The following is a 14198-nucleotide window of genomic DNA, read 5'->3' as shown; positions in this document are numbered from 1 at the left end:
TGTCTCCACTGCCCATTTATTTGTTTCGGCTTGCAATAAGCTTTTTGTAGGCCAGCGCACTTTGCTTCAAGGTACGCTTTTGCGTGTTAAAGTCGACATGTACTAGGCCGAATCGCTTTTCATAACCTTCTGCCCATTCGAAGTTATCTAAAAGGCTCCATGCAAAGTAACCACTTACTTCAACACCTTCTTTCATGGCTTTATCGACCATGTTTAGATGATGGTGGTAATAGGAAATTCGGTCGGTGTCATTCACAACACCTTGTTCTATCACATCCTTCATTGCAGCACCATTTTCGGTGATAAAAACAGGCGGCAACACATATCTCTTGTGAAGCGATGTCAATAAATCATGAAGCGCTTGAGGATATATTTCCCAACCAATGTCCGTTAAAGGCCCCCGGTGACTATGCTCAAAAAATAATGTGTCTTTGTCTTTTGGGGCGGAATAATGCAAACGCGTGTAGAAATTAATACCAATAAAGTCGATGGGCTGACAAATAAGCGCCATGTCGCCTTCTTCAATGGGTGGTCTATCTTGTATAGGGAGTAAGTGAAGAACATCAGGATAAGCTCCTTCCATTACAGGCTGCATGTACCATTGATTAATGTATTCATCGGCGACACGGGTCGCGTGCTTATCCGCATCGCTATCGGTATTTGGATAACAAGGTGTAAAATTTAGTACAATACCGGCTTTGCAATTAGGTACATTGCGGCGCAGTACTTTCATTCCTAAGCCGTGTGCAAGCAAAATGTGGTGTGCAGCTGTGCGTCCATTTGCGCGGCCTACTCTTCCCGGTGCATGTACGCCTATTTCATACCCTAGATAGGCGCTACAAAAAGGTTCATTGAAAGTGGCGTATGAATACACCCTTGTGCCCAGTACAGTGGTAATCTTATCGACGTAGTTTTCAAACGCATACGCTGTTTGTCTGAACAACCACCCGCCCTTATCCTCCAAATATTGAGGAAGATCCCAATGATATAGTGTGACAAAGGGTTTTATTCCCTTCGCGTTTAACGCATCAATAAGTGTCGAGTAGAACTTCACACCCTTTTCAATTAATTCGCCTTCCTCGTCAATGACTCTGGGCCACGAGATTGACAACCGGTACGCGTCCACGCCCAAGTCGACTAGTATGTCGAGGTCTTCTTCCCAGCGATTTATATGATCGCAGGCAATGGCACCATTTGAACTATCAGCTATTGCTCCGGGGCGCTCACAAAATGTGTCCCAGATACATTCCAAACGATTTTCAATATCGCCCTCTATTTGGAAACTCGAGGTTGCTGATCCGAATATAAAATCTTTACTTAAAAGCGGACTGTTAGCGGGAAGCGTGATGCTGTTCATTTGTTAAACCCTAGTTTCTGTTCTTCTTTTTCCATCTAAGCCAATGAAGGAGAACTGCTCTTCAACGGTAACCTGCCGAATTTATAGCACATGAAACACTTAATGAGAAAGCGCTTTCTCAAATGTTTTTAATTTATTTGTTAATTAGCCAATAATATTTGTGGATTTCTTCTACTTTAGTTTTATGAGTATTATTAACTTAATTTGTTGATATAATTGATTTAGTTTTGATTCTGCCTGTTTTTATTCTGACTTCTGTGAACTAAATGTAAAAAATGTGTTGATCTGGCGAGGGTGTTGGATTACCTTTGAGAAAGCGCTTTCTTTTGTCCGGGCTTCGTTGTTTCTCTTTGAGAAAGCCCTTTCTCGGAGCGCTAGGGATCAGCAACAAACAAAAGCACACTGAAAGAGAGATTGACTGTGAAACTAATAACACCGCATAAAACCAAAGTCGCAGCGAGTTTGTCCCTTATCCTTGGGACAGGATTAACAGCGCCGCTTATGGCACAAGAAACGTCGGACAACGATAATATTGAAGTTATCCAAGTATCGGGAATTAGAGGTAGTGTCCAAGAGTCAATGGGAATTAAGCGTGACTCTGCAGGGGTCGTAGATGCCATATCTGCTGAAGATATTGGTAAATTCCCAGACACCAACTTAGCGGAATCACTCCAACGTATTACAGGTATTTCAATTAACCGTAATAATGGTGAAGGTAGCCAAGTAACAGCACGTGGCTTTGGACCAGATTTCAATATGGTCACATTAAATGGCAGGACAATGCCAGGTTCTGCATTGCCTGGCGGTGGTGGCACTCCCAATTCTCGAGCGTTTGAGTTTTCAGATCTTGCGTCAGAGAGCATCAGAGCAGTAGAAGTGTATAAAACTGGCCGAGCAAGTATTGCAACTGGTGGTATTGGTGCGACGGTTAATATTAAAACGGCGCGTCCTTTTAGCGCAGCTGAATCAGGTTTAACTGCCAGTGTAGGTGCCAAAGCACTGCATGATACTACTAATCGTGTAGGCGATGATGTAACGCCTGAAATGTCAGGCTTTATTAACTACTTAAATGACGATCGAAATTTTGGTTTCACTTTCACCGGTTCTTTCCAACAGCGTGATAGTGCTGCACAAGGTGCTTTCGTAAACCAATGGCGCGTTAATGAATTCGATGGCACTGTGCCACAATCACCAGACCCTGCTAATCCAGCAAGTGGCGACCCAGTGGTTCTAAACAACGCTCCGGCATTAGGGCAGCTTTTTGCTATTCCCTCAGACCTTCGTTATTACATGGCTGATAGAGAGCGTGAAAGAACCAACGCACAACTTACTTTCCAGTACGCTCCATCAGAAAAAGTGACTGCAACTCTAGATTATACGTACTCACGCCAAGACTTATATGAGGCGCGAGCTGAACAGTCTATTTGGATGGATGATCGCTACTTTGCAGAGCTGACTTTTGATGATGAGACAGTAAAAACACCTGTGATGATCTCGCAGGAGCGCCGCGATTTACTTCCGCGCGACTTAGGCTTAGCCCTTCAAGAACTAAATCAAGTGAATGAGAATAAGTCTATCGGTTTGAACATCGAATACTTTGTTAATGATGATTTAACACTTGTCTTTGATGTGCACAACTCAACGGCAGAGGGTCGTCCAGACGCGCCTTACGGTACTTGGACTAACTTGGGGCTAGGTGCCAACGTAGTAAGAGGTCAAGGTGTAGACTTTACGGGTGAATTCCCCATTATGTTCGTTGATTTTGATGATGTAGCACGCGACAACCTAAATGGTAACGGCGCTCTTGATCAAGATGATGTAGGTACCTCTATTCTTGATATGAATTTCTCATCTCAAGATACCGAAATAACACAAGCGCGAATTGACGGTAGCTATGCAATGGATACGGGCAGCATCAATTTTGGTATTGAATCTCGCTCTATGGAAAGTACGTCATTACAATCACTTACGCGTCATACTATGGGTAACTGGGGTATTGAAAACCCAGGCGAGTTGCCTGCAGGCTCTCTAACGCCACTTGACCTTGCCAGTGAATTTAGTGACTTCAATACTGACGGTATGTTTTCTCAGGGCTTTACAGGTAGCGTTGCTCAGATTGGCGCGTTCGCCGCGCAAGAGTACGGCTTTGACTTTTTAGCCAACAACCCATTTGCAACAAACCGGACCATTGAAGAAGATATTACTGCGGTGTACTTCGAACTCGATTTATCCGGTGAGCTCAATGGCATGGAGTATAACCTACTCACTGGCGTTCGATATGAGAATACCGACGTGACCTCTATTGCCAACATTAGCTTACCAAGCGGCATTGCGTGGGAAGGTAATAATGACTTTAACGTGCGTTTTGGTAGCGATATGGAAGATGTGGCTGTAGAAGCCAGTTACGATCACGTGTTGCCAGCACTCGACTTTGATATTGAAGTGGTGGAAAACGTTATTGCCCGCTTCTCGTATAGCAAAACTATTGCCCGACCGACCTACAATAACTTAAGCGCTGCTGCATCAGTATCGCCACAAAGTGGACCTACGCTACTAAGCGATAGTATTACTGCAACGGCTAGTTCGGGTAACCCGTCACTGATACCACTTGAATCTGATAACGTAGACTTATCACTAGAATACTATTTCGACGAAACGAGCTATGTGTCAGTAGGCTTCTATGATAAGCGGGTTAAAAACTTTATCGGTAACGAGCAAGTAGAAGAGAGCGTATTTGGTCTTCGCGATGTCACTGCTGGTCCTAGAGCACAACAAGCTCGCGCTGAGCTAGAGGCGCGTGGGATCCCAGTGAATGATACGTCGCTATTTAACATGGTTGCGGCTATTGAGAACGGCATCGATTACAACTCGCTTACCGATGAACAATTCGAACAACAGTTTGATGTGTTACCGAATAGTGATGATCCACTGATTACCTTTATCAATTCAAAGCCTGTTAATAACAAAGCGGCGAATATCTACGGTTTCGAACTTGCGGCACAGCACTTCTTTGGTGACAGCGGATTCGGTGTACTTGCAAACTACACCACGGTAACGGGGGATATCGGCTTTGATAATGATGCAAACCCATCAATCACTCAGTTTGCTCTTGTTGGGCTAAGCGATACGGCTAACTTAATCTTCATGTACGAAAAAGACGCGCTGCAAGCACGTGTTGCGTACAACTGGCGAGATAAATTCTTGGATACTACCTCTCAGTATATTAACGAGCCGGGTTACACCGAGTCTTATTCACAAATAGACTTTAGTGTGTCTTATGACGTGAATGAAGACCTTACTGTATCGCTTGAAGGTATTAATGTCACTGAAGAGAACATTCGCAGGCATGGAAGAACAAGCGCAATGCTATGGCAAATCGACGAGCTAGGTGCTCGATATGCCCTTGGAGTACGCTACAAGTTTTAAACTGTGGGGTGTGTTACCCGCTAGCATGTATTGGGTTGCGTGTTAGCGGGGCTTTTTACCCTAGGTAAACTTTGATAGTGTAATTTTAGTTTTATTTACGATGTAATTGTTATGGCGCAAGATGATGTAACCCAAGAGGTGAAAAACGTCGTCATCGTTGGTGGTGGAACGGCTGGATGGTTAGCTGCAGGCGTTTTAGCGTCAAAGCTTCATTCTTCAATTAACGTAACGTTAATTGAATCACCTAATATACCAACAATAGGTGTAGGTGAAGGCTCATGGCCATCATTGCGAGACACCCTTATCGATATTGGTATCAGCGAAAGTGATTTTTTAACGACGTGCTCTGCATCGTTCAAACAAGGTTCGTCCTTTGTAAACTGGCGAAACGCTACTGACAAACCGCATATTTACTACCACCCTTTTACCGTTCCAAATGGTTACAATGAACTTGATATTCACGCGTGCTGGCAAACCTTTGCAAAAGATGATGAATATCAAGATGCTTTTTCTTTGCAAGCTGCGCTATGCCACGCCGGACGAGCGCCCAAGCAGTTAAGTACCCCCGAATATGCCCATGTGCTGAATTATGGCTATCATTTTGATGCTTCAGCATTGGCGTTGTTGCTTAAAAAGCACTGTATTGAAAAGCTGAATGTGCACTATCAGCAAGCGCATATTGCACAGGTAAATACTTGCGATAATGGGTTTATTCAATTTGTTACGACAGGTGATGGGAATAGCATTAACGGCGATCTGTTTATTGACTGTTCTGGCCAGCAGGGAGTGCTTATTGATAAGCACTACAAAGTACCGTGGCAAAGTGTAGAGCACATGCTTATCAACAACAGAGCGGTGGCAGTACAAGTACCTTATGCAGAAAACGATAACGCTATTAGCAGCACCACAATCGCAACAGCGCAATCTAATGGGTGGACATGGGATATTGGCCTTCAGCACAGGCGCGGCATAGGGCTGGTATATGCTGATACATTAACTAGCGAAGAGGCTGCTATCGATACCTTGCTCAATCAGGTAAGCCTGCGCTACCCAAAGAATATTCACAAAAGCGATGTTAGAACGCTGCGTTTTTCACCCGGCTATCGACAGCAATTTTGGATTAAAAACTGTTTAAGTTTGGGCATGTCGTCCGGATTCGTTGAGCCACTTGAGGCATCTGCCATCGCTATGGTCGAGCTAGGTTTGCGCATGTTATGCGATGCGTTTCCACAAAACCGTAGACATATGGAACTTGTCGCAAAGCGTTACAATTCGCGTTTTACGTACCGCTGGCAGCGCGTTATTGATTTTCTAAAACTGCACTATGTCCTTAGCGATCGCACAGAGCCCTATTGGTTGGCACAACGCGAGCCGTTTAGTTTTCCTGATTCGCTTGAAGAGTTATTAGAGATTTGGCGTTACCAAAGCCCTTCTCGCTTAGATTTAATTGAAAATGAAGAAATCTTCCCCTCGGCAAGCTATCAATATGTTTTGTATGGCATGGGATTTAACACGGCAATGCCGGCTACTGCAATGACAGCAGAAACCGCTCGTAAAGCACAAGCATTACGAAATAAGCTAAAGCAAACTCAACAGGCTTATTTAGCAGGTCTACCCACTAACCGAGCGCTCCTAACCCAGCTTAGTGCGCAGTATTCAGAGGAACACGCACATGCCGCCATTAGATAGTGAAAGCACCACACAAGGGCAAGCGCATTTTGATTCTGTGCCAGACTCCTCAGCTATCCAGTCACCTGTAAAACAAGTAGTAATTGCAGGTGGTGGCACCGCGGGATGGATGGCGGCTACTGCCCTGTCGCGGTTATTAGGGAAATCGATATCAGTAACATTGGTTGAATCAAAAGATATTGGCATTGTAGGTGTGGGAGAGGCAACTATTCCCCCTATCCGCACCTTTCACAAGCTTCTCGGTATTGATGAAAAGGCTTTTATGCGTGCGACGCAAGCCACCTTTAAACTGGGTATTGAATTTCAAAACTGGCGCGAAAAATCTCATAGCTATATTCACTCATTCGGCATTACCGGCAGAGAGTGCTGGGCGGGTGAATTTCATCATTTTTGGTTACGAGCGAAAGACTATGGTTTTGCTGGTGAGTTCGGAGACTACTGCCCTGAATTGTTAGCAGCGAAACAAGGCAAGTTTGCTTCTTCCGATACTGCCCCGCTTAATTTCGCTTATCACTTCGATGCGGTGGCCTATGGACGATTCTTGAAACAACTTGCCATTGATGCGGGCGTGACGCATATCGAAGGTGATATCAATCGAGTACAGCAATGCCCAACGTCAGGTAATATCACGTCACTGAATCTTGCTGACAATAGTGAAATAAAAGGTGACTTCTTTATTGATTGTACAGGCTTTAAGGGGTTACTTATCGAAGAAACCTTGCACACAGGCTATGATGACTGGCGTCACTTCTTACTCTGCGATAGTGCAGTAGCCATGCAAACGTCGCTTACCCAGCCCCCATTGCCTTATACCAAAAGCATCGCTCATGAAGCGGGTTGGCAGTGGCAGATACCGTTACAAGAGAGAATGGGAAATGGTCTTGTGTATTGCAGTCGCTTTATGAGTGATGAAAAAGCGATAGCAACACTAAAAGCGCAGGTGTCGGGTGACCCTATTAACAGCCCTCGTGTTATTCGATTTACCCCTGGCAAGCGGCGCAAAGGTTGGAACAAAAACTGTGTGGCTTTGGGGTTAGCAAGTGGCTTTATCGAGCCGTTAGAATCTACAAGTATTCACCTAATTATGACGGGACTTGTGAGATTGATGCGGTTATTCCCATTTGACGGTGTTACGCAAAGTGCAATTGATGAGTACAACGCTAAATTTACCAGCGAGATGGACGCCATCCTCGATTTTATCGTCATGCATTATAAGGTAACGAACCGACACGATAGTCCGTTTTGGCAACAATGCCAGCGCATGGATATTCCCCAGTCGCTTACGCATAAATTACGTTTGTTTGAACAAACTGGCCGCGTGTTTCTTGACGATGGTGACATATTCCGCGTTGATTCTTGGACTCAAGTATTAATGGGGCAAGGCATGCTACCCAAGCAATATCATCGTGTTGCAGATGAAATGAGTGAGGCGGCATTAAAGCAATTTATGACAGGGTTAAAGCAGCAGGTCATGCAGCAGGTAGCGTCTTTACCTTCCCATGCGCAGTTTCTTGAGCACTATTTAAAATAAGGCTACGTCGTCAACGTTACTTTGCTTCTCGTTAACGAAAAAACAAAAAAATCAGCGTATAAACTGGACGAATTTAAAAACTACGACAACACTCAAAAAGCGAGACAGGGATTGTCACTGTTTGTTCTTACAAGAATTAAAGCTCACAAGGACAATACACACTATCTTTTTGAGAGAGCACATAATGCCTAAAAAATCACTTGCTTGGTTGTTGGTTGCAAGCGCCATGAGTTTATCTGCTGCGGCTGAAATTGCCGTCATTGTTCATCCTTCCAACTCTTCCGCTATAGATCCGGGCGTGGTAGAACGTCTGTATTTAGGAAAAAACAATCAATTCCCCGACGGTAGTGAAGCGTTGCCGATAAATATTGGCTCGGGCAGCTCCCTGGATAACTTTAACAGCAGTGTGCTGGGACGAAGCACGGCACAAGTGAAAAGTTATTGGTCGAAACAAATTTTTACTGGCAAAGGAACGCCTCCGAAAGAAGTTGGCAATGATGCTAGCGTTCTAGATTTAGTCGCGAATAACAAAAACGCAATTGGATACGTTGATGCTGCGCAAGTTTCAGACGGCGTAAAAGTAGTGTTTACAAAATAGGAGCGACACCATGAAATCTAATTTATTACGCTTAGCAGTACTGTTAACTGCTTCATCATTATCTTTATCGTCAATTGCCGCAGACAAAGTAAGAATTAATGGGTTTGGAAACGTGGTTGTTGGTGCCACTTCATCGGATGATACTTTTTTGGGTTATGACGATGATCCTGATTTTAGCAACGAAAGTTTGTTTGCTTTGCAGGTATCGTCAGATATTTCTGAAAAATTGTCTGCTACCGCTCAGGTACTAGGGCGAGGTAGCGAAGATTATGACGTTGATTTTGAATGGGCTTATCTAAGCTATAAAATTACACCATCGCTAACCTTAGTGGCGGGACGCTCTCGATTACCGCTGTTTACTTATTCTTCGTCGTTGGACGTTGGATATACATATCACTGGATTACTGCACCCGGTGTTGTGTATGACGTGCCATTTAACAACCTTGACGGCGTGAAGCTGTCGAAGACGGGTTATACAGGCGGCTGGGACTACATGTTCGATGTCGCTTTTGGGCAATTTAAAGGCACAACCCTTGGGGCGGACAATGTTGGTGACAATACCGTTTTGGTGTCAGCACAAGTGAGTAGCGAGACGCTAACACTACGCAGTGTTTTTGGCCGAACAACTAATACAATAGACCTTACCAAGTCTGCGAATGAAACAGCGCAGGCACTGGGTAACGGTTTTGATAGTTTAGAGGCACTAGGGTTTGTTGATTTGGCAGACTCGCTGCGGATTGAAGAGGATACCGGTGAATTTATCGGCTTCAGCCTAATGTACGATAATTTCGATTATTTCATTGGTGCTGAATACACAGAAATATCTGTAGATAATACCTTCGCCAACGATGACGAAGCATATTATGTCACCGTGGGCGCGCGCATTGGTAAATGGACGCCTGCACTCACTTATGAAAACTTCGAATCCTCTGGAGACGTTAAATATAGTGACAGTATTGCCGCTATCGCAGCTTCTGGCTTACCTGCCGATGTGGCCGGTGCGTTGACGGCACTTGCCATTGGCAGTCAGCAATCTCAATTGTCGGAATACTCCGTTGTTACCGCATCGCTTCGTTATGACATTACTGCGGGAATGGCAATTAAGGCTGACGTATCAAGACGTTCAGATGACGTGGATAGCAGCTTAGACGCGACACTGGCAAGAGTGGCGGTTAACTTCGTGTTTTAAGATGAAAGCTAGGGTGCCGTTTCATAGAGATGGCGCCTTAATTGTTGTCTAATATTCTGGATCTCAACTAAGCACAATGTTCAGAGTGCTCCGATAGCTCATTAAGCCAACCAGGTAACAACTAACTCAAGATGAATTCGCATTTTATATCTCTGCAATATTATTGGTGCTAGTCTCTGAGCAATTTAGAGAGAAGGGATACAAGGTCTAGCCGATTGTTTAATACTTTTACATTAACGTGTATGGTTTGAACCACTAAGGGAATAGAAATAGTACCAAATGAACCAATCAGGCATATACGAATTACTTATCACTAATTTAATTGCGGGACGTCTCAATCACGATAAGTTTTATATTGGTGAGCGTATTTTAGAGCAATCGGAGGCGGCAATCTGGTTGTCTCGTTTTTTGAGCCGAATTATTGAATATGCTATTAATTGCCTACCATCCGGAGATGACCAACTTCAGCGGCAAATTGAGTTGTCTAATCAACTAATTCTATGGCTTAAAGATAAACTGCGGGATGATGAGTTTTTTGATGAAAACTTGCTTGAAGGTCAGGGCAAAATACTCACAGCTCTATATGAAATAGAAAATCCCGTCGCCGCCGATCTTAAAAAGTACGTTGAAGATATTTTTCCGTTAACAGGCCTTACTCAAAGCGAGTTGTTTTGCGGCAGCAACGCTGGTCTGTCGTTAGAAAGCGAATTAAAACGTGAGATATTGTCGTCCGACACGATCTATTGGTTAGTGTCATTCATCAAGTGGGCTGGCATTCGAATATTTCGCAAAGAACTTGAAGAGTTTACGCGAAGTGGTCGTAAATTGAAGGTGATAACCACATCATACATGGGGGCAACAGATGCTAAAGCTGTTGAGTTCTTGGCATCATTACCAAATACGGAAGTTAAGCTTAGTTATAACACTCAGCGTGAGCGTTTACATGCAAAAAGCTATTTGTTTTTACGCAATACTGGTTTTAATACAGGGTATATTGGCTCCTCTAATCTCTCTCACTCTGCTTTAACCAATGGCTTAGAGTGGAATCTAAAAATCACCTCGCAAGAAATTCCGCATATTATTGACCGCTCAATTAATACGTTCGAAACCTATTGGAATTCTTCCGAATTTGAATTGTTTGACGGCGAATTAGAAGCGAAAGAGAAGCTATCCACCGCAATAAAACAAGCACGTATCGGTGACGGCATAAGTGAGCCATCGGCGCATTATTTTGAGATCAAACCATTTACTCATCAACAAGAGATCCTCGAACAACTTGACGTTGAGCGATCTTTACATAAGCGGTTCAAAAACTTAGTGGTTGCGGCTACGGGAACTGGAAAAACGTTAATATCGGCATTTGATTTTGCCCGCTTTTTAAAACAGAAGCCGAATGCCAAATTTTTATTTGTTGCTCATCGAGAAGAGATATTAAAGCAAGCGAGGTTGGCCTATAGAGGGGTGTTGAAAAGCGCTAGCTTTGGTGAGTTGTGGGTAGGCAATTTTAAACCAGAGCGTTATGAGCAACTGTTTGCGTCAGTGCAAACACTGAATAACCAACTCACCGATCTAAACTTATCCGCAGACTACTATGACTATATCGTTATAGATGAGGTGCATCATGTCGCTGCCAGTTCTTATCGAAGCATTTTAGCCAGATTTGGCCCGCAGATTCTACTTGGTTTAACTGCCACACCTGAAAGGCATGATGGCTCAAATATTCTTGATGATTTTTGCGGAGTCATCGCAGCGGAAATACGCTTGCCAGAAGCAATTAATCGTCGCCATTTATGCCCGTTTCAATATTTTGGTGTCGATGATGACACTGACCTTCGCAACATAAGTTGGAGCCGGGGGCGTTACGACATTGCACAGCTTACTAACCTGTATACTCATAATCAGCAACGAGTAGACAAAATATACCAAACCCTAAATGAGCTCATTACTTCGATAAGTAATATGCGCGCGTTGGCTTTCTGCGTGAGTAAAGAACACGCCGTATATATGCAGAATCAATTTACGCTCAAAGGCATTAAATGTGACTATTTAATCAGTGACAATAGCCAAGACCGGAGTCAAAAGCAGCAAGCTCTTCGAAGTGGTGCAATAAAGATTTTATTCGTTGTAGATATTTTCAATGAGGGTGTGGATATACCCGAAGTAGATACGCTGATGTTTTTGCGACCAACAGAAAGTTTGACGATCTTTTTGCAGCAATTAGGACGCGGCTTGCGTTTAGCCGATGATAAAGAAGTTTGTACTGTGTTGGATTTCGTAGGGAACGCCAATGCTGATTATGATTTTGCCCTTAAATTTCGTGCGCTGGTGGGAAAAACCGATGGCGCGATTAGCGATGAAATAAAAAATGGTTTTCCTCACGCGCCGTTAGGATGTCGAATAGAACTATCAAAACAAACTCAAGAGGTAGTGCTGCGCAACATTCAAAATGCGACGTTGAGCAAACAGCGATTAGTAGGGTTAGCACATTCGTTTTCTCGCGACTCAACCTTGGAAATGAACTTGGCAAATTTCATCAAGGTTTACCCACAAGTTCACTTAGAAGCCCTATATAAAAAACTAAGCTGGACTGAACTTTGTTTAGAGGCAGGTTTTTTAAATGATGCTGATCCTGACCTTGTTCGTAACTTTGCTCGAATGATAAAGACAAGGTTGTTAGCGTGCGATGATCATGAGTATCTGAAAAGCTTAAAACGCTTCGCGACTGACGGTTCGATAACTTCAAATCGGCACCAACTTATGTTGCATTATGATTTCTGGCAACAAGCTGGTGAAAAGTTAGGTTTCCAAGATATAAACGACAGTTTAAACCGACTTGGGCATCGGTGGTTAAAATCGGAACTAGCGAGTTTAATCACTTTGCTAATTGACCGTATACATCATAAACAAGAAACAATGCCAATGATGGGCAAACACCCGATAAGACTTCATGCTAGATATGTAAGAGAGCAGATACTAGTCGGTTTTGGTGCAGCCACATTTGAGAAGCAGCCAAATTCAAGAGAAGGTGTATTCAATATTAGAGAGCAAAATATCGAATTGTTGTTTGTCACCTTGAATAAAAATGATAAACAGTTTTCACCAACTACTATGTATCACGATTATGCGATAAATGAAGATCTCTTTCACTGGCAAAGCCAAAACTCAGCAAGGCCCGATCGGGGTAAAGGGTTAGAATATGTAACCCACAAAGAAAAAGGCAAACGTTTGTTCCTCTTTGTTCGGGAGCAATCTAAGGACGAATTCGGCAGAACTATGGGGTTCGTTAATTTCGGTGAAATTGACTATGTATCACATACGGGCAGCCAACCGATGAACGTTACTTGGAAGTTGCGTAATTCCATGCCGGCATTTATGTGGAAACAGGCAGCTAAATTGGCAATGGCTTAGTCGTTACATAGCACTGCGCAATCAGCAAGCTTCGTACCCACTGCTGTGCTAATTACATTCCAATAATTAATTTTTATATGTGATTTATTGAGTGGGATCACAATGAGAAAAGAACGTCATAGGCTTTTTACCTCTGAAACTGTAGTTCATATTTTCTTTAACACATGTCTCCACGAACGCCCTATATTATCGAGTAATTTATATTTCTCGTTCATACATGGCTACAATAATATCCAATTCATGTTCTATTTGGCTATAATGGATATAGTTGTATCCATTTGAGTGTTGCAGATGAATCTTACCTTACTTGATGACACTGATGTAAGCCAAGCCTATGCGGCTTATTTGCGTGGGCTACGCCACCAAGCAAAGCTGTCACGCGCTGCGTTGGCAGAGCGAAGCTGCGTACCTGCGGCCACCATTAAGAAATTCGAGTTGACTGGGCAAATTTCATTTCGCCAATTGCTGTTGCTTTGGCAGACCCTCGACTCATTGGATAGGCTCTATCAACTCACACAACCCAGCAACGAGCGCGCCACTATACCCTCTAGTATTGATGAGGTGCTAAAAGATGAGTTTTAAACCCATTCAAAAACTCACTGTAACTCGTACGTTAAGTTCAGGTGAGCAGGTTGCTGTAGGTATCTTGGCGCAGAATCGGCAAGGCGTTTTTTTCCAGTATGCAGACAGCTATTTGCAACAGCTTGGCAATTTATCACCTTTTACTATCCAGTCGAGTACACAAGTTCAAGCCGCACCTAAAGCGCCGCATCAAGGTGTACATGGCGTATTTGGTGATTGTTTGCCCGATGGCTGGGGTATGTTTTTACAAGATCGTATTTTCAGGCAAAAGGGCATCCTACCCAATCAATTAACGGCGATGGATAGGCTGGCCTTTGTGGGTGATAAAGGCATGGGAGCATTGTCTTTTTCTCCGGTGTCTGAGTTTTCAGCCACCACGCACGCGGATATTGATTTAGCGACGTTAGGCTTAGAAGCA

General features: G+C 43.6%; 9 protein-coding genes. 8 read left to right on the top strand and 1 reads right to left on the bottom strand.

Annotation, left to right across the window (positions count from 1 at the left end; genetic code table 11):
- Positions 1–16 precede the first annotated feature (16 nt).
- On the bottom strand, positions 17–1357 hold the full coding sequence (locus LHL20_RS13475) for a GH1 family beta-glucosidase (protein WP_226433670.1): 1341 nt from the start codon (positions 1355–1357) through the stop codon (positions 17–19).
- Between the two features lie 501 nt (positions 1358–1858).
- Here LHL20_RS13475 and LHL20_RS13470 point away from each other — a divergent pair.
- From LHL20_RS13470 to LHL20_RS13435, 8 genes are all read left to right on the top strand, one after another.
- The gene (locus tag LHL20_RS13470; protein ID WP_226433706.1) at positions 1859–4783 is read left to right on the top strand and encodes a TonB-dependent receptor; all 2925 of its coding nucleotides are present in this window, start codon (positions 1859–1861) and stop codon (positions 4781–4783) included.
- Between the two features lie 111 nt (positions 4784–4894).
- Positions 4895–6472 carry a tryptophan halogenase family protein gene (locus LHL20_RS13465; RefSeq protein WP_226433669.1) on the top strand — a complete coding sequence of 526 codons (1578 nt, stop codon included), beginning with the start codon at positions 4895–4897 and terminating at the stop codon, positions 6470–6472.
- The gene (locus LHL20_RS13460; RefSeq protein ID WP_226433668.1) at positions 6456–8003 is read left to right on the top strand and encodes a tryptophan halogenase family protein; all 1548 of its coding nucleotides are present in this window, start codon (positions 6456–6458) and stop codon (positions 8001–8003) included. The genes LHL20_RS13465 and LHL20_RS13460 overlap by 17 nt, the downstream gene beginning before the upstream one ends.
- A 184-nt stretch (positions 8004–8187) precedes the next feature.
- Positions 8188–8601 (top strand): phosphate ABC transporter substrate-binding protein, encoded by a 414-nt coding sequence (locus LHL20_RS13455; protein WP_226433667.1) that lies wholly within the window; start codon positions 8188–8190, stop codon positions 8599–8601.
- A gap of 10 nt (positions 8602–8611) precedes the next feature.
- Positions 8612–9790, top strand: a complete 1179-nt coding sequence (locus tag LHL20_RS13450; protein WP_226433666.1) for a topoisomerase IV — start codon at positions 8612–8614, stop codon at positions 9788–9790.
- A gap of 279 nt (positions 9791–10069) precedes the next feature.
- Positions 10070–13198 (top strand): DUF3427 domain-containing protein, encoded by a 3129-nt coding sequence (locus LHL20_RS13445; protein ID WP_226433665.1) that lies wholly within the window; start codon positions 10070–10072, stop codon positions 13196–13198.
- Between the two features lie 291 nt (positions 13199–13489).
- Positions 13490–13780, top strand: a complete 291-nt coding sequence (locus LHL20_RS13440) for a helix-turn-helix domain-containing protein (RefSeq protein WP_226433664.1) — start codon at positions 13490–13492, stop codon at positions 13778–13780.
- Positions 13770–14198: HipA N-terminal domain-containing protein (locus tag LHL20_RS13435; protein WP_226433663.1), on the top strand; the 429-nt coding region annotated here is incomplete at its 3' end. The genes LHL20_RS13440 and LHL20_RS13435, both read left to right, overlap by 11 nt.

The organism is Alteromonas sp. McT4-15, from assembly GCF_020515205.1.
In the GTDB taxonomy this organism is placed as follows: domain Bacteria; phylum Pseudomonadota; class Gammaproteobacteria; order Enterobacterales; family Alteromonadaceae; genus Alteromonas.
Note: the sequence above shows the minus strand (reverse complement) of the source record. Positions and strands in the feature narration are given on the sequence as shown.